The following is a 23,806-nucleotide window of genomic DNA, read 5'->3' as shown; positions in this document are numbered from 1 at the left end:
GGCAAATGCACTCGATATTTCATAAGCGATCTACAACATGATCGATCGATGTGAGTATAAACAAAACTCGATCAAAGTGTTGGCCTCCGACCCAGTATTGCTCATTGTTCAGGCTGAGCGGAACGCAGGCTAAGTGCCTTAATCGGGACAGTCTTCCGGCACCAGCAACACTTCACCGCGCACCGATGGGCGGGTCATCCCCTCGGCCAGATCTCTTGCAGTCTTGCCGATATGAATAATCAAATCCTGCGCCAGATCGGTCAACTGCTGGTCGGCGATTTGTGCTGAGGGAAGTGTCTCATCGGCCACCCCGACCAGATTTAGCCGCTGCAACAGCTCCCAGTCGCGCAAGATTTCAACAGTCCCATCAGGCAAACGGCAGGCGCCGACCACGATCCGGCTGACTGTCTGGCCGTGGCCAGTGATTTCGTCAGTTATCGAAGCGACCAGCAGCGGGACTTCGAGACGGCTGCACCGGGCCAAAAAAGCTTCACGGCCAAGGCTTTCCTTTAGCGCGCGGTCGAGGAGGCTGTGTCCAATGCCGATCAGGCGGATTGGCGCCTGCTTGCGGTCGATTGGGGCATTACGGTCGAACACCAAGCCAGTGTAACGTTTGGCAATGGCATAATCCGACTTCCTCCATTCCTCGGGCGCGATCACCTCCATGCCATCTTCGCGGTTCATCGCTCGCTTGCCTTGGCGCTCTAGTTCCAGCTTAAGAAAGCGCTCAAGATCGGGAAGGTCGACTTTGGGTATATTATTGCCAACCTGCGCGAAATCGAAACGGGCGACATTGCCAAGCATGTTGCGCACGCTCTTGACGAGGTCTTCCCCACCGATGGTGGCAGATGCCTGATCGAACCATGTGCTAACTCCCTCGCGAGCAGGTTTGCTATCGGCTCCGAAGCGGGCTTGGCCTTCGGCAAAAATGGCTTCGATCGAGGGGCCGCTGAGGCCCACCACCAATTGCGAGATATCCTCGCGCTCGTCCATTGCTACATCCAGCGCCGCCTGGATGCGTTCAAGCTTCGCATTGAGCAAATCCCAGATGCGGGCCTCGACAGTGGCTGGGTTGCGCAGGATGAACACCTGCACCGGTCTCGTCTGGCCATACCGCGACAGTCGGCCCACCCGCTGATGAAGGCGCATCGGGTTCCAGGGCATGTCAACGTGGACTAGCGTGGCACATCGTTCCTGCAAATCGATCCCTTCGCCGGCGGCTTCGGTTGACACTAGGAAGCGCACCTTACCAGCGTTGAAATCGTCTGCCGCGGTCTCGCGGGTGGAGGATCGCGGACCGTAGCTGCCATCGGCACGCAGCAGGTTTTCGAGTTTGCCTTCGCCGTTGATAAAGGCGCAGCAGCCATACCCGAAACGGGCGTGCAGAGCATTGACTACCAGTGCCTGCGTAGCCTTGTATTCGGTGAACAGCAGCACCGGCTCGTCTTCGGGCAGGTCGATGACGATTAGCTCCACAAGCCGCTCGATCTTCTGCTCGCTAACGATCGGCTCGGCGAGGTCGAGGAGTTCCTCGAGGCGCGCAACCTCGCCGTCCATCAGTTCGGCAAGCAGCCTTGCCGATGCCTCTTCGTCGAGCACCGCGGCATCGTCGAGCGTTTCGGGCTGGTCGGTGGCAGCGATCGTAGCGCGCGCATTCTCGGCGATAGATGCCAGCTTGTCGCGACGTTTAATCAGCGCGTTGCGGATGGCTGCGATCGAGCTTGCCGCCAGTTTCTGCAAGGCAATGAGCAGAAGCATGCGAGCCGTCTGCGCCTGTCCGGAAAGGTTCGCGGCATAGGCTCTCCCGTCGATGATAAAGGCGCTCAAAGTGTCATAGAACGCTGCCTCCGCATCCGAGAATTGATATTCGCGACTTTCCACCGTCACTGGAGTGAACAGTTTCTCGCCCTTAAGGTCGGTGACCTTGGCCTTGTTGTTACGGATCATGAATGCGGGAAGCGCGGCGAGTTGCTCCTCGGGATCCTTGTCCGGTCCGAACCGCTCAGAGTCGAGCAGGCTCAAGAGCGAGAAAAAGCCGTGGTCCTTGCCGCGATGGGGTGTGCCTGTGAAAAGAAGCAGCGACTTGATCTTGCCCCGGCGCTCCATCTCCTTGAGTAGTTCGAGCGACAGTGTCTCGCCGGTGCGCTCGTCGGCGTGCAGGTGGTGCGCTTCGTCCACCACCACCGCATCCCACGGCTCGGCATCGAGAAAGGCGCTAGCCTCCGCGCGTCCCTCGGATACCTCCTGCCTGAGAGTGTGGACTGAGGCGACCACCATCTGCGTCACGCCCCAGAAATCGGCCGAGGCCTTGGCGATCTCGCGGCCATACATCTGCAGCCGGAGGTCGAACATCTCGTAGAGCCGCTTCTGCCATTGCGGAACCAACTTGGCGGGCGCGAGGATCAGCAGGCGGCGCACTTGCGCCCGGGCGACTAGCGGCATTAGGACCAGCCCGGCCTCGATCGTCTTGCCGAGGCCAACATCGTCGGCCACGAGCCAGCGGAACGGCCACTGCCGGTTGACCTTGTGGCAGACCCACAGCTGATGCGGCAGCAATTGCACCCGCGAGCGCGAGAATACGCCCCACTGGTCATTTACCGAACGGATCGCCAGAGCGCTCGCGCGCAGCAGGCCATCGGCGCTGTCGTCGAAAGCCTCACTCTCCAGCGCTAAATCCAGCGAACGCGCGCGCGCCAGTTCACTGCGCAGCACGGAGTGGATCTCGCCTCCGAACCGCACGACGACGGCGTCCCCGCTATCGACGATGACTTGTCCGCTGCCGTGGAGCGGATGCGAAACCGGGGTATGCGGGGCGAGGAAAGTGTTAGTTTCAGGCATCGATGGTAAGCCTCGGTGAAGATTCTGTGTTCCAGCTTCCGTTTAGGATCTGGTGGCGGGCAAGGGGGTATCCCACGCTGCGGGTTCGGGTGTTGAGGATTTCCAGCGGCAGATCCCCATCGATGCCGAACGGAGGCTCGGCCTCCAGCAATTGCGAAACCTCGTCGTGGATGCGCCTGCCTTCATCCACCCCGGAGGAGAAGGTGCCAAGCCCGATTTCCTCGGCAAAGTTGCGGATGCGCTGACGGGCGCTCCAGGCGAAAGGTTGCACCAGTTCGGCCTCATCAGGTTCGTAAAAGCCGCGCCGGGCCAGTTCGCGCACAATCCAGTTGGCACCCATGCCGATCGATCTTGCCAGCGGTGCGGCGTCGATGCCCATTCGGCCGATGATCTGGCTTTGCGAGGGGCGCAGCAGTTCGCGCAGGCTGAATGGATTGTCGACCTGCTCCACCATCCGCGGCAGGGCGGTGAGGATCGTGCGGTAGGTATCCAGGTTGCGGGCGACCAGACACATGTCGCCAAGGCAACGGCGCCACAGCAGGAAGTCTTCGTCCGCGCCGATCGCGCTCCATTCCCACAGCCGTTGAGCATAGGCGGGCAGGGCCTCGTCATCCACGCTGACAAGATCGTGCCACCACCCTTCCTGCACGCCGCGCTCTATGAAGCCACGCGATTGCTCGGGTCTGATGCGGCCCAGCGTCTGGAGCGAAGCGAGCGAGAGCATGGTGAACCAGGCGACATCGTCGTCGGCCTGCAGCTGCTGGGCGCTGCACATATCTTCCAGCTCGCCATAGATCTGCCGGTCGTGCTGCGCGACGAGGTCGGTGCGCTCGGCTTCCCACCAGTCGGCGATGTCCCACAGGATATCCTCGGCAGGGCGATGAGTCTCGGATTGAGGCGGGTTGGCGGCGGCGGCGCCCAGCCACAGTTTTAGCGTGCCGAATTGCTGGGGGGTGAGTTCGTGGTGCGCAGGCAGGGCGAGCAGGTCGGCTTCGTTGCGCAGCCAGTTCAGCCCTTCGATCTGCTCTCGGTTCTCGCACAGGAATACAAGCGCAGCCTTGCAGCGGGCGTGATCGCGGTAGGCACCCTTGAGGTGCTCGCGCTCGATCTGGGAACGATAGCCCGCCCTTGAGCGCGCGAGCTGGGCAAAATCGATGCCGGGTCCCTGATAGCTTGGGTGAAGCCGCGCTTGCGGCGGCATGAAGCCAGCGCGCAGCCGTTCGGTTTCGCCTTCCTTGCTTTGGCGCGAATCCTGCGGAAACCAGAGGTTCTGAACCTGCACGTAGTGCCCGTCCTCCGCCATGATGTGCACATCCCGGAGCGCTTGATCGACACGCTTTCGCTCCTCGGGATACCATCCGTCACGCTCGCTCGCGTTAAACACCTCGCCGATGACGGCCGCAGTTTCGGGAGTGATCTGGGCCTGGCAAATCCGCCTTGCCATAGTCCCAAGATCAATGGTTTCGGGCTCATCAAAGCCTAGCTTTTGAAGACGGTTGGCCCAATTCTCCTCAACATAATTGGGTTTGGCACCGCCAGCACCGGGCCAGCCCTCGACCTTCTTGCGCACCTCGGGGTCGGCGAGCGTGTGACTGTAGACGCCATCGACCTCATTCGCGCGCACCAGGCTACCCGAGGCGAGTGGCACCACTGCCCGGCTCCCGATCAGTGCTGCCAATCCCCGCAGTTCACTACCATCTGCGCCATGCAGATACTGTGCGAGATGATCGTTGAGGTCGTGCATCATTCGGTCGATGAGCGCGGCAAAGAAGGCATCGCGGCCCTGCTCGGCAATGCCTGCAGCAGGCGCGATCGTATCCCACTTGTCGAAAAGTTCTAGCAGCCGCTCGCCCAGCGGTGCGCCGCGCATCTGTATGGTTTTCAGCGCGCTTGCAGCCTCGCCGTGCAATTTACGGCGGCCCTGATCCATTTCGAAATTTCCGTCGATCAGCCATTCGGTGCGTAGATCTTCTCCGTCTAGCGGGGCCAAGTTCCACAGGCGGCTCCAGTCCTTCGCGAAGTTTGAAGGCATGCCATCGAGCAGCCGCAAATAGAGCTGATGGCCTGCGCCAAGGTCAAGCCTCAGCACGCGCTTGTCTTGCCCGTATTCGACCAGCGCGATAGTCGGCGTGATAGATCGCACCAGCGCCTTGCCGCTGGGCCTATCCACGCTATCGAACAGCACCACTTCGCCAAGGTCGGGCGCGACGACGGGCAGAAACTCGGCTACCCTCGCAAACTGATCGAATGCGCGCTCAGCCGCATCGGCCATGCCCGGCGCGATCGGCATCTCGATTATCGTGGCCGGCGCATCCGGTAGGTTGTGCTTCAACTGCAAGTCCCGGCCCTTCTCCCAGTTCAGTGGGATCATGCCGCCGCGGATGGCAAAGCGCAGGCGCCCGCTGGCGACCCGGGTTTCGTCGCTAAGCATATGGCAAGTCTTGAAGCCCAACCCGTGCTTGCCGCGATCCCCGCCTGCCTTCTCGGAGGAATCCATGTCCAGCATGTTATCGAGATCGCGCTCAAAGCGTTGGGGCGTCTTAGGGCCGCCTGCGACATTGATCGGCCGTCCCCAGTGGATCACGCGCAGAGTGGCAATTGTGCCATTCTCATCGCGCTCTGCTTCCACCCGCAGATCGGTTCGCTGGCCGTTCTGGTGCGCGGCATCCACCGCGTTCTGGAACAACTCGAAGAGGGTGCGTTCGGGTGCGTAGCCGCGGCGATGTATCTTTTCGCGAATGGCCCGCAACAGTTCGCCTGCTGCCTCCTCACGCTTGATCGCCTGCCACAGGTTCTCCTTGGCTCGGTTGCGTGCGGATGCCTCGTTGCCTTCGCGGCGCCCGGTCTTGTGATCGGCATCATAGATGCTGAGCGCCTGCTTGAGGTAGTCACTACGGTCCAGCTTCTTGACGCGCTCGTAGAGGCCATCCTTGATGTCTTCGATCAGTTTATCAAGCGTGGCCTGATCAGAGGCGAGATAGCTGTCGAGCAGCTGAAGAAGCGCGCCACGCTGTTCGTGCATCCGCATGATCATGGGATCGGCCAGCTTGCTGACGGCCTCGCGCAGCATGGTTGTTGCGTGGTCAAGGTCGCGCGGCTCGCTCGCTGACATCGTCAGCTGCCAGTGATTGGGCGCAACCTTGGTGCAGTCGTAGAGCAGCGTTCCATCAGCCCCAGACCGTGCCAGCATCTCCACACCTGCGGCCGACATGACTAGGGCTTGCCCCTCTTGCAATGGAACCACGGTAAACTGCTGAGCTTGAATGTTCTCGTAGGCGCCAAGTCGCCGCTTCGAACAATCTGCGATGTCCGCGCAAATGTCCTCATAGTTTGGGTTGCCTTGGAACTGCCCGGCAACTCTGCGAAGCTCTGGGCCGCGGCCAAGCATGGCAAGGACCATCAATACGGCGCTGTGCAACTCGTGAAACTTGCGAAAGGGGGCAAACAGTTCGCCCACGCGGCGCTCTAGCGGTTCCCCTGCAATTGATGCGGGGGTGCGGGGTGGCACATGGTTTTCAGGCCGTTCAAACCCACAGTGGGCGGCGAGGCAGGCTGCTGGATCAAGGCCGGAGCCATCCAGTGCCAGCTGGTCGGCACGGGCAAAGGCACCCGTTTCGCTTTCGGCGAGCAGGTCGGCAGGGAGAAATTCCGTCTCCTTGCGTAAGGCTTCGGCATGGGCTGCAAAGCCCGTTCGCCACAGGTTCACGGCGGCTTCGCTCAGGCGCCCCTCTTGGCTGCCTGAGGCGAGTTCCGCCAGCGCGTTCAGCTGGTCGATCGTGGCATCTTCGTCCGGCGCGGGAAACGTGATCCCGGTGAGCAACTCGCTCCACCTCTCGTCATCGTCGATTGCGCGCAGGGCACTCGAGAGCAGCGGCCAAAGATCATCGTCGATCCTGCGCCCGGCCTTGGCCAGAGAGCACAGATCGGCGCGCTGTTCTCGCAGGTCGACGACCAGACCGCCCATGTGCTGCGCCATGTTCTGCAAGAGCAGCTTGTAAGAGACGAGGCGCGTGTGAACTAGTTTTGAGCGTTGCAAAAGCTCGCGTTGGTCGTGCGGTAGCTCTTCAACCAGGGCTGGAGCGATACCCAGCCGGGAAGCAGGCCATGCATCGAGCGCGCAGGGCAGAAAATCGCGCAGGTCGCCCGGCGCTACGGTGCGCCCGTCCACGCGGAGCCATTTACCTTCGCGCAGAGGCTCGGCCAGATCGTTGTGCAGGTAGGAGAGTTTTTCAAGCCCCGAGAAAATCTCGTCTCTAAGCTCATGAGGTCTTTCGCTGTCGAGCGCGATGGTGATCTGTCGCTCGGGGGTCCAGTCCGCTATAAGGGCGCTCTGGCGCTGGCCTGCCTTTGCCGGGTAGGGATCGATGATGCGCACCAGATGCCGCATGGCCTGTGGCACGTCATCGAGCTTGCCGCGCAGGAGATTATTGCAGCGATGCAGCCCGCTTTCGCCCTGAACCCGGTGCAGCGCCAGCGGGGCCAATGTCTCCGGTGGCAACTGCGAGGCTACCAGGGCCATGGCTTGGGCTTCGTTGAGAGCAACTTCGCTTTGCTTCAAGCGGTTGCCAAGCCAGTCGATGCCGAGTTCTTCGACTCGGGCTTTCTTGGCAGCAGTTGGCGCAAGCTTCTCGGCAATGACCGGGTCCAGGATGTGCAGCCCGCGCGCATTGGCGGAGATCTGATCGGCTAGCGACTTGAGCGACAGGTCCAGATCGGCAATGCGCGCCACTTGGGCTTCGTCCTGCAGATCGGGCTGGCCCGTCAGCAGACATCGCATCTGCTGCGGCGATAGGTGGTCTTCCAACGGCTTGACCAAGTTTGCACGGGCGAGCACGGGGCCGAACGTGCGGGCCTTGCCAATGACGGCGGCTAGGTGAGCGGCAGTGTTTGACGAAGCAAGCGCCATTCCGGAAGCCACCTTCAGCGCAACGTTTTGCCGCAGGCTCCAGATCGTCGGCTCAGTGACCGCCTGCGCAAGGCTGTCCAGTAGATTGAACGGGCCGTGCTGGAACAGCAGGCCATCACCGGCCAGCGCGCGTGCTTCGGAAGGCGCTAGCAAAGCATCGCCGCCGTCGCCTGCACGTCGCACGGGGATCACCTTGAGCGCGCTAACGCGCGCATGCTGTGCCAAGCGTCCAAGATTGGGGCCTTTGGACAGCACCCGCCCCAGCAAAGTCATTGCCTCGCTGCGGACCTTGCCTTCACGCTGGCCCAGCGGTTCGAGCGCTTCCAGGAGGGCAAAAGCATCGTCTTCGGGCAAGTCTCGGTCGCTGTCCGCGCGGTGCGCGGCGATTTCCTCGGCGACCCATTCATCACGCAGGCACAGCAAGGGTGCATTTTGCGCAAGATGAGCGAGCAGATCCGGGGCGCTGACCGATTTGGGCAGGACTAGGATGCCTGCCGGCCTCAGGTGACGGGTGAGCTTTTTTAGCAGGACCGTCGGTGCCATTTTACTTTTGGCAACTAAAGCAGCGCGTAAGCTTTCACTAAGGCTCTTTTGCGCAAGTTCGCCCAGCAGCACGTAGCCGTTTGGCTGCGCTTCGAGCAAGGCAGATAGCGTTTTTGCCGCCTTCATGCTGCTCCATGCCGCCTGGCCCATGCCATCGATAATGGCGGCCAGCTCACTGTCGCTCCAAACCGGAGCGGCAGCGCTAAGCGTGCGGCCTAGGGCAAGCACGATGCCGTGCTGCTTGCGCCATTCGGCAAAACCTGGCCAGGCTTCGTCCAGCCTACGCGGGCGGGTCGCGTCGCCGACCGGAACGGGGCGCAGACTGGCGGCGGGTTCAATCCCCCAGCGCCGGCCTTTGCCATCGGCCACGCAGACCAGCGCTCGCTCCCCGCAGATAGCGGCGGCATTGGCTGACCACCAGACGTTCGCATTCTGCAATGCCTTAATCAGGTCGTAGCACGCAGGGTTGTCTGGCAAGGCGGCAATGTCACTAGCCACTGCATTCAGGACGCATGGAAGTGCAGCTTCTCGCTGCAGTTCGGCGTTCCAGCGCGCCTTAATGTCATCCCCTCGATGGAGTGACCTGCGGTCGCTTGATACGAAGAAATCGCCGTGCACGATCAGTTCGACGTTCTCCTTGCCCTCCAGCGCCGCATCGACAACCGGCACCTTTTCCGTGTCTCTTTCGCGCGCAGGATCGCCCAACGGGAGATAGACTGCGTCCCAGACCCGCAGTCGCGCCTGCGTCCCTTCGGCCGCCGGATGACGGCAGACGATAGCGGCGCCATGTGGGGTGGCCTTGTCCCTATCAAGCCCGGTAAGGGTCCAGACCTTGGGCCACTCCGGATCGTGGCGAAGCGCATCGGCCTTGCCGCCGGTTGCATTACGTTGCGCGCCGTGGACAGTTGCCGCCATGCCATTGATGACAAGTGAGCCGCCAATGCCCTCCTGCATTTGCGCCTGCGCCGCCGCGCCCGGACCAGCCAGCCGGGCAAAGCCCGGCCTAACCTCTGCGCGCCAAGGCGGCTCGCCCGGGCAGGTAATTTCGATGGTCTCAAGGCGGCGCAGGCACGCCAGCGCGGCAAAGAGCTGCTGCCCATCTCGGATGTCCTCAATCGCCTCTTGCGCCGTCCAGTGTGCGCCAGTCAGTCGCATCTGCCTGTCATCCCCCGGGCGCAGGCTTTCGGTCCGTAGCGGGATGCGCAGGACTAGTCCCTCGCTCATTCCTGCAGCTTCGGCCCAAGTCGCCAGCAGCGTCTCGTCGTGTCGGCTCAGTTCTTTCCAGGCTTGGGCATGGTGCGCGACCGGAATGTCTTCATAGGGGTTGAGGATCATCGAGGTTGCCTCGGGCGCGCCATCGAGACGCGCGAACACCGCATAAGCGTCGCATAGGTGGTAAAGCGCCTTTTGTCCCAAACCATAACGGCCCACCGCTGCTTCTTGGCCGCCCTTGCTGCCGCCAGCCGCCTTTTGAAGGCCTTCCCAGTCCGCGCGCGTTACGCTGCCATCGTTGGCCACAAATAAACCCGGCACCCTCAACAGAAGGTTCTCCGCCTCAGGAAAGCCATCATGTCCGGCAAGCAGCAAACGTCTGGCCCCCCCATCGTCGGCGTTCTGGACCAGTTCCTTGAAAATCGTGAAGCCGGTGCCGTAGCCCTCCTGCAGCAGGGTCTGGATTTGTTGGATCGTGGTTTCCGGGGAATGTTTTAGGGCGGTCATTCAGATTCCTGTGGAGGCGTGGCGGCCTGGGAGAAAGCAGATCGCGCATCTTCAGCACACAGGCATGACAAATTCGGACGTATCTATTTGCGCGCGGCCGCTTTGTCACAACGGCAATCACCTAAGAAATTAACTTGTAATAATGGCAGCAGGTATTGGCGTAATTTCATTTCCCACAGATAATTGAGCGCTTTACGCTTGCACAGGTTCACAGTCGCGCGAAGGACGGCAGTGGGTGCATCCTTTCGCAGAAAGATATCGACGAGCTAGCGGATCAGGCCCCATGACCGACTGACGGTCTGCTCATATGCCTTCCGAAGACCTTCTCGTCTTTCGTTGCCCTTGTCGCGCTACTCTGGGGCCTACAAACCGTTCGATGCTCTCTATGCTGATCAGGGTGCGCCGGTCTATCTTTGTCCTCTCTAAAGTGCCGTCTCGCATACGCTGATCGATCTTGGTTCGACCCAGCCCCATCCCTTCTCGAACCCCGTTGCCGCTCGCTCGCATCCAGCGGATCGGTGCGGAAGCGCAGGCTGCGTGGATCTGTTACCTGTTTTCTCAGCGGGCTTCGACAGAGCGCGGACGGCTGTTCGCCTGTTTCGAGGCCTGGCGATGTATTCACAAGGCCAGACAATCCGTCATGGCCTGATCCGGGCGTGGCGGCAGACCTCCGCCCTTTTTTGAATCCGCACTTGGGCCAGGGGAGCGACTATGCCTGTGAAGACAACGTGCAGTCGGAACCTGTAGATGCAATGCTGCCGTCGCGTTGCATTGGCCGTGATTGGGCGCATCCCGGCCAGATGGCATTCGCCTGTGCGGTTTCGAAGGTGCTCCTCCCTTGAACCGAACTAACAGATATTCCGTAGTGTTGTAGAGAAGCGTAGAACTTCAAAAACGGCGTGACACGCGTGACAGGTCTATAAGACCTGTCACGCGTGTCACGCTTGCAGGGTCGACTGAGGGACTTCGTAGCTGCTTGCTGCCGGGTCTCTATGCACATGAGCCTTCTCGTCCCGAATAGATCGCCTTGATGATTGCAGCGTCATCCCAAAGGCAGAAGTTGTCGTCGACCGAAATCAATCCCTCGCGTTGAAGCTCTTTTCGAACGCGATTGAAAGCCTGACGCTTAGTATCGTTGTTATGACCCGTGTGTTCGGCGTAAAAGCGAATACGCCATTCGTTGATGTGCAGACCTCCACCGGTATCGTCACGCCAGTTAGAGCTCGCGATCGCAGCGGAAATGTAGGTGTCTCGCGCCAGCTTGTGTGCCGACGACACCTTCTCCGTCCGTCTAGGAGCTTCTGTTTCTACGAGCACGGCGCTTGATGCTCCATTACCGATTGCCACGTCCTCCAGTTTCAACGCAATCGGCGAAGGTTGTGGTGCGTCCTTCATCTTGGTGTTTACCAGTGTCACCAAGTTTTCAGCTTTTTCTACTCTATACTCGCTGTCTAGCGCTCCCTTCAGAGCCATCGCGCCTCGAGCACGCTGGTGGTCGGAATGCCCGCTATGGTGGATGACGAGGATGGTGCTACCAGGAAACTCTCCCCGAAGTCTGTCGAGAGCAGCCACGAACCTTGACATTTCCGCAGTGCTGTTCTCGTCACCGGGACCAAAGTTTCGGGCCAGCGTGTCGATCACGATCAAGGCGGGTGCCCCCTTCTTTTCCGCGATCTTGTGCACTGCCGCCGTCACTGTCTCAGCGCTTTTGCTATCAAGGAAACTCGCAGCACACGTCGACATATAGCAAGCAGCGCTTTGAAGTGGGACTTCATGATAGGCGCTCCACGCTCCAAAACGGCGTGCAAGACCACTTCGCCCCTCGCCAGCAATGTAGATTACTGGGCCGCGCTTTACCGAGCGCCCATGAAATGGAGTCCCGGTGGCAACGCAAAGCGCAATGTCCACTGCGATGAATGACTTGGCTGATGCGGGCGCCCCGAAGGTTACCCCTAGTGTATCCGTCTCCAGAAGGCCCTCAATCAGATATTCGGGCGGGCGATACTCAAGGTCGCCAACATGAATGAGTTGGAATGAGGCTTGGTCTTCGTTTAGGGAGCCGGCTCGCTGGTGGGTTGAACCCGCCAGAGCCGGTTCGTGTGACCGATAGACTCGCGGGCCGCGTCCAGCCTTCCATCCACCATTGCCGTCCGGGTGATCATAAAGACGGACTTCAGCCTTCCCGTTTTCGCCAGGTTTTACGAAATGCTTGCGGAAGAGAAGGTTCTTGTTTTCGTCGACGTGACATTCTGTGCCTATAACCTTCTGCCCAGCCTTGAGGTCAAAACCAAAGACCTCGTGATCGACCGGGGGCCTCATGCTTCACCTCGCACGAACGCGTCGAGGCTTTCGGCAAGGATGCGGCGGCATCTCCCAATTTTTACCGACTGCAAGTGCCCTTCGGCGAGCAGTTGGTATACTTTCGTGCGGCCCAGAGAAAGGCGGCGCATTGTCTCGGCGATGGTAATCAATTCCATTTTTTCTTCTCCGTTCCCGCAATCGGCATGATTCGCGGTCGGAGAGTGAATTGACGCCGATTCGGGAGGTGTGCTGAATGCTAAAAGATGAGCAAGGTGCGCAATTGGTGCGCAATTGGTGCGCAAATGCTGCGCAATTGGCGCTTCGAGGCTTAGTCGGTCTCGGCCACCGCCTGCTCGACCTCGACAGCAGTTGGTTCCAACACTTCTTCGTAGATTACACTAGACAGCGGTGTGATCGATTGGAGATCCATCGTCGCTCCCATCATCACGTGGAGACGGTCATGAAGAGCCTTCTTCGTTGGGAAATATCCAGCATTCAATCGTCCGGCTTTGGCTAGCTGAATTGCCGCTAGCCAGAATGGCGTCCAATCATCTTGTATTCGCTTTTTTCCGCGTTTTGGCTTTGATGGTTTTCGTTCTGCGACAAAGCTCGCGACGGCGACCTCGTCGAACTCGATTTCGCTCAAGCGTATTGCGGGGTTTTCGCCGTGGCTTGCTAGTTCAGCTCTACCCCAAGTCCACACAGCGGCCTGCTGAGCCTGCTCTTCGATGCGCAGCCAATAACGTTGGATCTTTGCAAATTCGCCCACGTGACCAGTCTCCAAGTAGAGCACCGAAGCGGTGCCGCTAATGCGACCCCGGGCGACAGCATCGCCGAACTCGGTCAAAGCTTTTTGAGGGGCTTGGCATGTGAGCAGGAGGGAGTGTGCATCAGGAGCTTTCATTTGCATCCTTCTCTAGGGAGATGGTTACCAAATCGTTTTCGTTAGGGGCGAGAACGACAAGCGTTTCCCGACGTGCGAGTTATGACCCTCCCCCGAGATCGCCTTTTTATTCTCTTTAGGAAGAGTGTGGTTGGACATGTCGGCACCTTATTCTAGACCGACCAAATGTCTGATATCATTTCTTCCGAGTTCGATTTTCTTAGGCAGGGTTGGCCAGACCTACACGATCTCGCCTTGAAAGCGGGCAATGCTGTCGCAACCGACCCGGACATTTCAGCGGTTCGATTGCGCAGCTTCACAGAGACCTTGGTTGCATTGCTGTTCAAGCATTTTGGGTTGCCGCTTTCCGATGAGGATACGCAATTTGACCGGTTGCTTTTGCTGGAGCGGGACAATCTCTTGGAGCGGCGTCTCCTGGCGAAGTTCCACACCATCAGGAAGTTCGGAAATGATGGAGCTCACGGGAAGGAAGTCACGTCCGAGCGAGCGGAGGACCTAGTCTATGATGCGTGGACACTGGGATGCTGGTTTGTCCGGCTCATCCGTCCTGAGATCGACTGGTTGATTCGCCCATATGGCCAAAACTCTGGGATGGAGGATGTAGAGAGCGGCGACTGCAGGCCGCATCCCGACAGCGCCGAGATGCAGCAGCAGGACAACGTCGTTAATTTTCCCGAAGACCGCGTCCGGCGCATCCGTCGAGAAGTCGCTGCAGCGCTCGCCAAAGTCGATCCCAGCATTCGTGATCTTCGCACTCGTATATCGATGCGAGAAGCGTTCAATGAGGAGCTCAACGAGGACCAGTTAGGCTGCGCCGACGCGCTCGAATCTTTTCTCAACGACTCGAACCAACGCATCATGCTGCTCAAGGGCGATGCAGGCACCGGCAAGACATTCATGGCCAAAGGTCTTGTCGAATACCTATCATCGCAGGGCCGGCAGTATGTGATAGGCGCGCCGACAGGGCGTGCCGCCAAAATTATCGGCGAGAAGACGGGGCGTCGGGCCCGCACCCTTCACAGCCTGATTTATGATTACGGTAATTTGCGGAGGTTAGGCGAAGACGGAGAAGATGGATCAGGTCTTGCCAGCTTCAAGGTTTTCGCCAGCATTGCCGCGAACAGGGATTCCGCCAACACCGTTTACATCGTTGACGAGGCCTCGCTCGTTTCCGACGCTTTCAGTGAGTCCGATTTCTTCCGTTCGGGCAGCGGCTATCTGCTAAAGGACCTTCTCGAATACGTCGGTATGCAGACGCCGGGCACGGATCGGAAGGTGATCTTCATCGGCGATCCTGTCCAGCTTACCCCTGTCGGCATGAACACCTCGCCCGCTCTTGATGAGGAGTATCTCAACCATCTCTATGGCTATCGCGCAGCCGAATACCGTCTGACGGAAATCGTTCGGCAAGGTTCTGAGAGCTCCATCCTGACAAACGTGCGACCACTACGGAAGGGGGTCGACGAAGGTGCTTTCCGTGGGTTGAGTTTCGACTTTGACGAAGATGTAGTGCGACTTGGGCATGGTGACATCATCCCAACATATCTGCAGGTTCTGCGAAGCCAAGGCCGCCAACCGATGGTCATAACACGGTCGAATGCTGAGGCCGCGGATATCAATCGCGCCGTCAGGGCAGAACTGTTCCCTGATCATAACGAAGTTCGATCGGGGGATCGGCTTATGGTCACAGCGAACACGTTCGTAGGCGAAAAATTTCTCGCGAATGGCGAATTTGTCGAGGTCTGCGGTGTGGAGCCAGTGGTTGAGCGCAGAAGCGTAAAGCTCTCCCGCCGCGTCGAGGGCACCGACAATACGGAGCAAGTTACTATCGACCTACTCTTCCGGGACATCGAGATAGCGATGAACTTGGAAAACGGTGAACAGGGCATCCAGCAGGTTAAAGTCATCGACACGCTACTGCACGACCGCCACTCTGGCCTGACACCTGACGAGCAACGCGCGCTCTATGTCGACTTCCTTCGGCGCCATCCCGATATCAAGAAGGCTGATCCGCGCCACCTTACGCAGACCATTCGGCAGGACCCTTACTTCAATGCGATGAGAGCCAAATTCGGCTATGCGGTCACTTGTCACAAGGCGCAGGGTGGGGAGTGGGATGAAGTCGTGGTTCTGTGCCCTAGTGGGAGCGATCCCCGAAACGAGGACACCTTTCGCTGGCTTTATACGGCCATGACCCGTGCCCGTTCTAAACTGTTCATGGTCAATCCCCCGGAAGTGAAGATCAAAGTTGCTGGGCCATCGCTAAAAGACTTTGCAACAGGGGTTGTTGACGGGGGCACAGACCAGAACGGCCCGACACCGCTTTCGACCTTCCGCAATGAAGTTCTTGCTCGCTCAAGAGCGGCTCTGGAAGGCTCCGGCATTTCGATCGACGATGTGGCTCATCATCAGTATCAGGAAGTCCTCTACTGCAGCCGTGCTACAGCGGGATGCCGCATCAATCTTAGTTACAACCGCAGATTCCAGCTGCGATCGATGACCGTTCATCCCGACGGGCCCCTTGCTGATGATCTAAGGGAACGAATTGGCCCTCTGGTCGGGCTAACGCTGGCAACGGATGGTGCCGACACACACCAGAAGGAGGCCAGCCCGACCCGTTCATTCATCGCAGACTTTGATACGCTGTTCCGAGGTCAACTTGCCGGAAGGAACATCTCGGTCAAATCGATGAAAGAGCACCAGTGGAACCTGCGTTATATTACGGGGCGCAATAACCACGAGGCTACGATCGACATCTACTTCGATGGAAAGGATCGGTTCACGCGCTGCATCCCGATCAATCCTGAAGAGTCGGCCGATGGCCTTAAGCTGATGCGTGATGTTGTGGAAATCGTGACTACCGAAATTATCGCCTAATGCCATTTTTCGCTAGCACATCGGGTGGTTCCTCTACCGACCGCACCAAAGAACTTTTCCGCGAGATAACCAGGCTGCGCAAGTCAGGACAAGTTGCTGAAGCCTATGAGCTCGGCAAGAGAGCGAGGGCGGAGTTTCCCTCGGATGGTTGGATACTGGGCGCCTTTGCTTGGTGCGTGATTGAGCTCGTCAAGCGCCATGCAAATAGCTCCAATGGTGACGACCTTAATCGGTATTTATCCGAGCTAGCCGACCTACCGGTGCAGGCATCCGACGAGGTTCTTTTCGCCCAGCGAGAACGATGGCTGTCACTGGCGGATGAGACAGGACGGGAAGCCGAGCGCGCACGGCAGATCGGTAGGCAAGGTGACCACGACGGAGCGATCGCGATTTTTAAGCGAATTGCTGATGCCGGGAAACTTCGCGAAGCTGACCGGATGTCTTTCGGTTGGGAACTTTGTCACGCAACTCAACGCGTAATCAAAGCAGGTCAAGGATCCTCGTTGGCTGGTGCACCAATCGGGAAAGCCCGCCGTCATATCTCTGACTACTTCAAGCTTGGCCTCTCGGGGCCGGACCTTTTGCATAGCAGAATTGCACAGCAGGCACTTACTCTCGCCAAAGCAGGTCACATAAAGATCCTTCCACTGGTCCGGATGTGGGATCTCCAATCATTCCGCAGCGAAGACGATGAACGCTTCCGGACAAACGACGGGAAGACGTTACCTGCCTTAAGCGAGAGCTTAGTGAATTTTGTTGCCAAGGACGCTGCAGCGCATGGCACCGAAGCGGATGTTGAATTCGCTCTCGTTCACCTTGAACGGGTCTCGGAGAGGTTCCCTGACAATCAATGGCTGAAGATGAACCATGTCAAGCTTCTCAGTCGATTAGGTCGCGTCGATGAAGCGCGGTCGCTTGCAGTCGAATTCGTTCGCGCGAAGTCTCGCGAATTTTGGGCTTGGGATCTTCTGGGAGACCTCGTGGAAGACCGGGCTACGCAGCTCGCTTGTTTTGCCAAGGCTCTCACCTGTTCGTCGGACGATATCTTCACCAGCAAGATCCGATTAAAATTCGCAGAGGCGGTGGCGGAACTCTATCCGGGCGAGGCTCGAGCAGAAGTAGACCGGGTCATTGAGGCCAGCAGAGAGGCCGGTCACAATGTGCCGAAAAGGGCCGAAGAACTAACGCATCGTGGATGGTATTTGCAAACATCTCCACAGCCAGTCACGCCGTCATTTTACGATAAATTGAGCGGTCCTGCTGATGAATATCTCTTGGCTCAACTGCCTAAGCAGCTCGCCGTCATCGATCACGTCAATTTCAAGCGAAAATTGTTCCACTACATCGTCGACAAAGGCGTGGATGGGGTGGCTCCGTTCAACATGCTCAGGGAGCCTCCTAAAGAGGGCCAGGTAGTTTGTGTTCAGGTGGATACCGTGAAAGGATCAGATGGTCCCAGAACAAGCCTGCTCTCAATCGAACAGTCAGACGCGCGAATTCCCGGCTATCTGGGGCGAACCTTTCACGAAGAGGTTAGAGTGAATAACGGAATGGGTTTCACGGCCGACGGCATCTTCATACCGCCGCCGGTGATTGCCGCTGGGCGGGTCAATGACTGTGATGTCGTCGAAGGGATTGCTCTCATAAGTTTTGATCGCAGGAGGCAGCGCTGGGGATTGAAAGCCATCAAAGTGCGATGCGGAAGCGATTAAGGATGAACAACGTCGGCGGATGATGGCGCCGATACGACACTGTGGCGCGAGGCAATTTGTTCAGGCTGAAATGCTTGGCGCGATCCGTTGTGGGGAAGCACCCTCGAAAAAGGTTCGGCAGCTCTCAAGGGCACGCAGAACTGACCGCCGATGTTCGCAAACTCCCACCGGTGTTTTACAGGTTTTTTACAGGGAAAGCGGCGCCATCTCTTCTAAGTGCTTGAAAAAATGGTGGGCGCGGCAAGGATTGAACTTGCGACCCCACCCGTGTGAAGGGTGTGCTCTACCACTGAGCTACGCGCCCGCCGGTCTGGTTCGGGAAACCTTTCCCGATCCGGCTTGGGGGCGCGCCTTTACGACGCGCCCGTGAGATTGACAAGCCTTCGCCTCACTCGGCGAGGAGGAATTTCGCCAGCCACGATCCGGACAGATCGCGCCGCGCGGTGGCGCGGGGCTGCGTTGGGCATTCGAGGCAGTAGGCCTGCTTGCCCTTCGCTTGCATCAGTCCCTCAATATCGGCTTCCACCTGTCCGAAGAGCGCGGTCTGCCGCCGGGCCATCAGGGCGAAGACGTCGCCGCCCGAATGCGCCTGCGTATCGTCGCCGGAGAACAGCGCCCGCATGAAGGCGTTGTATTCGCTGGGCGGGTCGGCGAGGTACTGGACGTGCCAGGCATCCTCTTCCAGCCCGGCTTCCGACGCGGCCCAGGCGAGCGCTTCGTCGATACCGCCATACTGGTCCACCAGACCGATCTGTCGGGCGGTGCCGCCGTCCCAGACGCGCCCCTGCGCGATCTCGTCCACGCGGGCCGGCGTCATGTTGCGGCTCTGCGCCACGAGCTGGAGGAACTCGGCATAGCCGCGCTCCACGCCGCTCTGCAGGATCGTCTCGATCTCGGGATTGAAGCCGCCGATGAAGTCCGGCTGGCCGGATAGCGGGGTCGTCTGCACGCCGTCGCTGCTGACGCCCCATTCCTGCGCCAGCCCTTCGAAGGTCGGCAGGACTGCGAAGATGCCGATGGAGCCAGTGATGGTCTCCGGCTCGGCGAAGATGCGGTCGGCGGGCGTGGCAACCCAGTAACCGCCGCTCGCCGCGACATTGCTCATCGAGACGGCGATCGGGATGTCCTTCGCCTTGTGACGCAGGATAGCCTCGCGGATGCGTTCCGAGGCGAGCACCGAGCCGCCCGGCGAATCGACCCGCACGACGAGCGCCTTCAGGTCGCTGTCGAGTGCCTCGTCCAGCAGGCGGGAAATGCGTTCGCCGCCGGCGGAGCCGGGACCGGCATCGCCGTCCACGATCTCGCCCGCAATGGTGATCACGCCAATGGCATCGCCATCGGTTTCGACCGGATTGTCCGCCAGCCACGGGTCGAGCGCGGTGTGGGCGAAGGCGCCTGGCATGTCGTCCAAAGTGTCTTCGCCGACGACTTCCTTGACCCGCTCGCCGAAGGCGATCCGGTTGCCGAGCTTGTCGACGAGGCCGGCCGAAAGCGCGGCCTGGGCAAGATCGCCCTCCGCGGCTTCGACCCAGGCGGCGGGGTCGGACGTCACCCGCGCAATGTCCGCCTGGGGCCGGGCCTTCTTCACATGGGCCTGCCATTCTTCCCACAGCGAGCCGTAAAGCTGCGAGTAGTTCTCGCGCGCTTCGGGCGACATCTCGTTGCCGAGATAGGGTTCGACCGCCGACTTGTAGGTGCCGACGCGGTAGACGCGGGCGTTGACGTTCAGATTGTCGAGCAGTTCGCCGTAATAGAGGCGGTTGCCGCCGGGGCCCGTAATGATCGCGCCGCCTTGCGAGTCGACCCAGACCTCGCTCGCATGGGAAGCGAGCACCATGTGGTCGTCGGCATAGGCGAGCGCGTAGGCGAAGACCGGCTTGTCCGCGGCGCGCACCCGGTCGAGCGCGGCGCCGATGTCCTGCAGGTGGACGTGTCCGCCACCGAGGAATTCGGTCAGGTCCAGCACGACCGCCTTGATCCGGTCGTCGCCGGCCGCCTCGTCGATCGCGTGGATGAGATCGCGGGCCTGGTATTCACGGATCGGCTGCTCGCCGGAGACAAGCGCTGCGAAGGGATCGATTTCAGATGCTTCCTCGACCACCACGCCGTCGAGGTCGAGCAGCAGCGCGCCTTCGTAGACCTGGGCCGGGCTGGGACGGGCGGTCAGGACCGCGAACAGCATGAAGAAGAACAGAAGCAGGAAGGCGATGACAAGGAGATCCTTGATCGCGACGATGATCTTCCAGACCTTGCTGACGAATTGCATGACTGCCCCTGTTACGGTTCGATTGAGTGCGGATGCGAAAGTTGAGCGCATGAGCCTAGCAGCACGGATACGCAAGAAAAGGCGAAAGCGCTTGAGCGGGTGATGCGGCTCGACTAACGGCTCGGCTTTGATGGACGACACCGCGCCCGACAGCCCGCAGCGCCGCTTCCCGGCGGGGATTCGGGCATTCCCACACCGCGACCTGACCGGCATCGGTCACCTTGAGCGGCACGAGATCCTCTATCTCCTCGCCGAAGCGGAACAATGGGTCGAGTTCAACCGGCAGCCGTCCAAGGAAAGCGACGCTCTCGACGGCCTCACGATCATAAACGCCTTTTTCGAGAACAGCACGCGCACGCTGCTGAGCTTCGAGATTGCCGGCAAGCGCCTGGGCGCGGACGTCGTCAACATGCAGGCGGCGACCTCCAGCCTGAAGAAGGGCGAGACTCTGATCGACACCGCGATCACCCTCAACGCCATGCGCGCGGACGCGATCGTCATCCGCCACGGATCGAGCGGGGCGGTGGACCTGATTGCGAGCAAGGTCGATTGCCCGGTCCTCAACGCAGGCGACGGGCAGCACGAGCATCCGACGCAGGCGCTGCTCGACGCATTGGCCCTGCGCCACGCGCTGGAGGAACGGGGCGAGGGCGCGGACGATTTCACCGGACTGACTGTGACCATCTGCGGAGACATCCTGCACAGCCGCGTCGCCCGGTCGAACATCCTGTGCCTGACGGCGCTGGGGGCGGACGTGCGGGTCTGCGCGCCGCCCGCGCTGATGCCTGCCGCGATCGAGGCGATGGGAGCGAAGCCGTTCCACAATTTCGATGCGGCGCTTAGGGGGGCGGATGTCGCGATGATGCTACGCCTGCAAACGGAACGAATGAGCGGCCAGTTCATCCCGTCCGCCCGCGAATACCACCACCTCTACGGGCTGACCCGCGAGCGGCTTGAGCGATGCGCGCCCGATGCGCTGGTCATGCATCCGGGCCCGATGAACCGCGGCGTCGAAATCGACAGTGACGTCGCCGACCAGCTCGACCGGTCGATCATCACCCGCCAGGTGGAGATGGGCGTGGCGATCCGCATGGCCTGCCTCGACATATTGACGCGCCGGGCGCGCGGCGTGACCGGATGGGGGGACGGACAATGGGCCTGAAGCAGCGCGCACCCCTGACGATCACCGGCGGAAAGCTGGTCACACCCGACGGCGTACGTCCGGGCAGCCTGCGAGCGGTCGACGGACGGATCGCGAGGATCGGCGAATTCGCGCCGTCGGAAGGCGATGACGTGGTCGATGCCCGCGGCCTGTGGGTCGCGCCGGGACTGGTTGATTATGGCGTGTTCGCGGTCGACAAGCCGGCCATCCATTTCGGCGGCATCACGCGCGCTGCCCTGATGCCCGACCAGTCCCCACCGCTCGATCTGCCGAGCCGGGTCAGCTATATCGCCAAGAGCGGGAAACCCGATCTCTGGGTCCATCCGCTGGCCGCCGCCACGCGCGAGCTGGGCGGGGAACAGCTGGCGGAACTCGCCCTGATGAAGGACGCAGGCGCGCGCGGCGTTGCGACCGGCCGGCGCTGGATCGGGGACAGCGGCGTGATGATGCGCCTGCTGCGCTATGCCGCCATGCTGGATCTGGTGGTCGTCACGCATGCGGAAGATGCGGGTCTTGCGGGCGAGGGCGCCGCGACCGCGGGCGAGATGGCGACGCGCCTCGGCCTCCCGAGCGCGCCGGCGGAGGCGGAGACGCTGGCGATCGCCCGCGATGTGGCGCTGGCCGAAATGACCGGCGCACGCATTCACTTGCGGCAGGTGACGACGGCGGCGGGGCTCGACCTCGTACGGGCAGCAAAGAAGCGCGGCGTGCCGGTCACGGCGGGGGTAACGCCGGCGCATTTCATGCTGTCGGACCTCGCGACCGGCGAATTCCGGACCTTTGCCCGTCTTTCGCCGCCACTGCGTTCGGAAGAGGACCGGCGGGCCGTGGTCGCTGCGATCGGCGAAGGCGTGATCGACGTCATCGCGAGCGGACACGATCCGCGCGGCCCGGAGGACAAGCGGCTCCCCTTCGCCGACGCGGAACCGGGCATGGCGGGGGCGGAAACGCTGCTGGCGATGACGCTGACGCTGGTGCGCGACGGCGTCATCGACGAGGCCCGCGCTCTGGACCTGCTTGCCGGGCGTCCGGCGCAGCTCCTCGGCGTGGAGGCAGGCGCGCTGCGTGAAGGGTTCGAGGCCGATATCGCGCTGATCGATCCGGAAAAGCCGTGGATCGTTGACGCGCGCGAAATGGCGGCCACGGCGGGCAACACCCCGTTCGACCGCCAGCCGACGCAGGGCCGCGCGGTGCGCCTGTTCAAGGGCGGCGTCGAACTTACCGACTGATCGGGAACAGCCGCCCGTAGGTCAGGCAGCGCCAGAGCCACTCCAGCGGGCCATAGCGAAACCGTTCAAGCCACGGCTTCGACCATAGCAGCATCACTATCCACGTCGCGACGACCACGAGGTAGAGTTCCGGCCTCGCAAGTTCGCCGAAGAGACCCAGGCCGAAGCCATGGAACACGAACAGCATGAGCACGGACGTCCCGATATAGTTGGTGAAAGCAACCCGTCCGGCGGCGCTGATCCGCGATCCGAGCCACGACGAAGCCTTCGGTGCGTAGAGGCCCAGCAATGCCGCGAGGCCCAGGACCATCAACAGCCGCGGAACGATCGACAAGCCGACATGGGCGGCCATCGTGCCCCAGAAGGTGAGCCCGTTACCGGCTGCCCACATCGCCACGGCAAACGAAAGGAGAGCACCCGCGATCAAGGCGATCCATCCCCAGAGCATCTGCCGGGACCGGGCGATGCCGCCGTCGAACATGCCGAGCCTGTAGAAGGCCATGCCGAACATCATCAGCGGCAGGGTTTCGGGCAGGATCATGAAGACGTTGGAGAACTGGTCGAAGGTATGGGCGGTGAACTGGTTCGCGACCCAGCCGAGATAATCGCCGCTGCGGATCAGTTCGGTGGCGACCGCGTCGCTCGCAGCCATCTCCCTCTGCCCCTCGACCAGGCCGGCCCTCATGTCGGCCAGGGGGCCCGCATCGCCTAGCGGGGTGTCCGCCACCGCGTAGATCCAGAAGAACAGGGCTCCGAGCAGGATGGCACCCGCCGCGTAGATGATCGAACCCAGGACGATCAAATTGCGCGGTTCCATGCGCAGGAAGGCCAGCGCGATAAAGCCGACCAGCGCGTAATAGGTCAGGATGTCTCCGGTCCAGACGAAGAAATAGTGGATCATGCCGAACAGCAGCAGGAAGCCGAGCCGCCGAGCCTGCAGGCCGATCGTCTGCCCGCGCGCCCAGGCCCGGTCCATGAACAGGAGGAGGCCGGCACCGAACAGCAATGTAAACAGGCCGCGCATCTTGCCGTCGATCAGGACGAACTGGACTATGTAGAGCGCATCGGATGTCGCGCCGTGCTCGGTCAAAAACGCGCCGGGGTAGAGGTAAGCGCCGAAAGGCTGGCCGAACGCGACTATGTTCGCGGCGAGGATACCCATCACCGCCAGCCCGCGAATGAAATCGAGACTTGCAATGCGATCCTCGCGCTTCACGGGCGCGCTCGCAGTATCGGGCGTCGCCTCGATCGTCCCGGCCGCGATGTCTTCGGCGGATGCCTGCCCGTTCGTCATGTAATCCCCCACCTTGAGGGGATGCTTCTAGTCGTGTGGCGATGGAAACGGAACA

11 protein-coding genes and 1 tRNA gene are annotated in these 23,806 nt (G+C 60.7%); 4 read left to right on the top strand and 8 right to left on the bottom strand.

Annotated elements, in window-relative coordinates; genetic code table 11:
* Positions 1-138: 138 nt before the first annotated feature.
* The 5 genes from AB1K63_RS07185 to AB1K63_RS07165 all read right to left on the bottom strand — a co-directional run bounded on the left by AB1K63_RS07185 (position 139) and on the right by AB1K63_RS07165 (position 13,211).
* Entirely contained in the window at positions 139-2,838 is a 2,700-nt protein-coding gene (locus tag AB1K63_RS07185) for a DEAD/DEAH box helicase (RefSeq protein WP_366959338.1), read from the bottom strand.
* Positions 2,831-10,006 carry a hypothetical protein gene (locus tag AB1K63_RS07180; protein ID WP_366959337.1) on the bottom strand — a complete coding sequence of 2,392 codons (7,176 nt, stop codon included), beginning with the start codon at positions 10,004-10,006 and terminating at the stop codon, positions 2,831-2,833. Before AB1K63_RS07180 ends, AB1K63_RS07185 begins: the two co-directional genes overlap by 8 nt.
* Positions 10,007-10,996: 990 nt before the next feature.
* Positions 10,997-12,325, bottom strand: a complete 1,329-nt coding sequence (locus AB1K63_RS07175; protein WP_366959335.1) for a helicase RepA family protein — start codon at positions 12,323-12,325, stop codon at positions 10,997-10,999.
* Positions 12,322-12,483 carry a helix-turn-helix domain-containing protein gene (locus AB1K63_RS07170; RefSeq protein ID WP_366959334.1) on the bottom strand — a complete coding sequence of 54 codons (162 nt, stop codon included), beginning with the start codon at positions 12,481-12,483 and terminating at the stop codon, positions 12,322-12,324. Before AB1K63_RS07170 ends, AB1K63_RS07175 begins: the two co-directional genes overlap by 4 nt.
* Before the next feature lie 152 nt (positions 12,484-12,635).
* The gene (locus tag AB1K63_RS07165; protein ID WP_366959333.1) at positions 12,636-13,211 is read right to left on the bottom strand and encodes a hypothetical protein; all 576 of its coding nucleotides are present in this window, start codon (positions 13,209-13,211) and stop codon (positions 12,636-12,638) included.
* A 165-nt stretch (positions 13,212-13,376) separates the two neighbouring features.
* On the opposite strand from AB1K63_RS07165, the gene AB1K63_RS07160 reads away from it, so the two are divergent.
* Together AB1K63_RS07160 and AB1K63_RS07155 are read left to right on the top strand one after the other, a co-directional pair.
* Positions 13,377-16,088: an AAA family ATPase gene (locus AB1K63_RS07160; protein WP_366959332.1), complete on the top strand. Its 2,712-nt coding sequence runs from the start codon at positions 13,377-13,379 to the stop codon at positions 16,086-16,088.
* Complete coding sequence (locus AB1K63_RS07155) at positions 16,088-17,800, top strand: hypothetical protein (protein ID WP_366959331.1); 1,713 nt, start codon at positions 16,088-16,090, stop codon at positions 17,798-17,800. Before AB1K63_RS07160 ends, AB1K63_RS07155 begins: the two co-directional genes overlap by 1 nt.
* Before the next feature lie 229 nt (positions 17,801-18,029).
* Here the strand turns inward: AB1K63_RS07155 and AB1K63_RS07150 are convergent.
* Positions 18,030-18,104 (bottom strand) — tRNA-Val (locus AB1K63_RS07150).
* An 84-nt stretch (positions 18,105-18,188) separates the two neighbouring features.
* The gene (gene sppA, locus AB1K63_RS07145) at positions 18,189-20,066 is read right to left on the bottom strand and encodes a signal peptide peptidase SppA (protein ID WP_366959329.1); all 1,878 of its coding nucleotides are present in this window, start codon (positions 20,064-20,066) and stop codon (positions 18,189-18,191) included.
* 130 nt (positions 20,067-20,196) lie between these two features.
* Between sppA and AB1K63_RS07140 the strand changes: the two genes are divergently transcribed.
* A complete protein-coding gene (locus AB1K63_RS07140) occupies positions 20,197-21,228 on the top strand; it encodes an aspartate carbamoyltransferase catalytic subunit (RefSeq protein WP_366959328.1) in 1,032 nt (343 codons plus the stop codon).
* The gene (locus tag AB1K63_RS07135) at positions 21,204-22,457 is read left to right on the top strand and encodes a dihydroorotase (RefSeq protein WP_366959326.1); all 1,254 of its coding nucleotides are present in this window, start codon (positions 21,204-21,206) and stop codon (positions 22,455-22,457) included. The genes AB1K63_RS07140 and AB1K63_RS07135 overlap by 25 nt, the downstream gene beginning before the upstream one ends.
* Here the strand turns inward: AB1K63_RS07135 and AB1K63_RS07130 are convergent.
* Positions 22,447-23,751 (bottom strand): DUF418 domain-containing protein, encoded by a 1,305-nt coding sequence (locus AB1K63_RS07130; protein ID WP_366959324.1) that lies wholly within the window; start codon positions 23,749-23,751, stop codon positions 22,447-22,449. The two genes, AB1K63_RS07135 and AB1K63_RS07130, sit on opposite strands and share 11 nt — an antisense overlap.
* Positions 23,752-23,806: the final 55 nt, after the last annotated feature.

The organism is Qipengyuania sp. JC766 (assembly GCF_040717445.1).
Taxonomy (GTDB): Bacteria; Pseudomonadota; Alphaproteobacteria; order Sphingomonadales; family Sphingomonadaceae; genus JC766.
This window is presented reverse-complemented; position numbering and strand designations above follow the sequence as displayed.

What these genes read in the sequence shown, in the direction of transcription:
- AB1K63_RS07185 (WP_366959338.1), bottom strand. Translation starts at nt 2,838, where the DNA reads ATGCCTGAAACTAACACTTTCCTCGCCCCGCATACCCCGGTTTCGCAT.
- AB1K63_RS07180 (WP_366959337.1), bottom strand. Translation starts at nt 10,006, where the DNA reads ATGACCGCCCTAAAACATTCCCCGGAAACCACGATCCAACAAATCCAG.
- AB1K63_RS07175 (WP_366959335.1), bottom strand. Translation starts at nt 12,325, where the DNA reads ATGAGGCCCCCGGTCGATCACGAGGTCTTTGGTTTTGACCTCAAGGCT.
- AB1K63_RS07170 (WP_366959334.1), bottom strand. Translation starts at nt 12,483, where the DNA reads ATGGAATTGATTACCATCGCCGAGACAATGCGCCGCCTTTCTCTGGGC.
- AB1K63_RS07165 (WP_366959333.1), bottom strand. Translation starts at nt 13,211, where the DNA reads ATGAAAGCTCCTGATGCACACTCCCTCCTGCTCACATGCCAAGCCCCT.
- AB1K63_RS07160 (WP_366959332.1), top strand. Translation starts at nt 13,377, where the DNA reads ATGTCTGATATCATTTCTTCCGAGTTCGATTTTCTTAGGCAGGGTTGG.
- AB1K63_RS07155 (WP_366959331.1), top strand. Translation starts at nt 16,088, where the DNA reads ATGCCATTTTTCGCTAGCACATCGGGTGGTTCCTCTACCGACCGCACC.
- sppA (WP_366959329.1), bottom strand. Translation starts at nt 20,066, where the DNA reads ATGCAATTCGTCAGCAAGGTCTGGAAGATCATCGTCGCGATCAAGGAT.
- AB1K63_RS07140 (WP_366959328.1), top strand. Translation starts at nt 20,197, where the DNA reads ATGGACGACACCGCGCCCGACAGCCCGCAGCGCCGCTTCCCGGCGGGG.
- AB1K63_RS07135 (WP_366959326.1), top strand. Translation starts at nt 21,204, where the DNA reads ATGGGGGGACGGACAATGGGCCTGAAGCAGCGCGCACCCCTGACGATC.
- AB1K63_RS07130 (WP_366959324.1), bottom strand. Translation starts at nt 23,751, where the DNA reads ATGACGAACGGGCAGGCATCCGCCGAAGACATCGCGGCCGGGACGATC.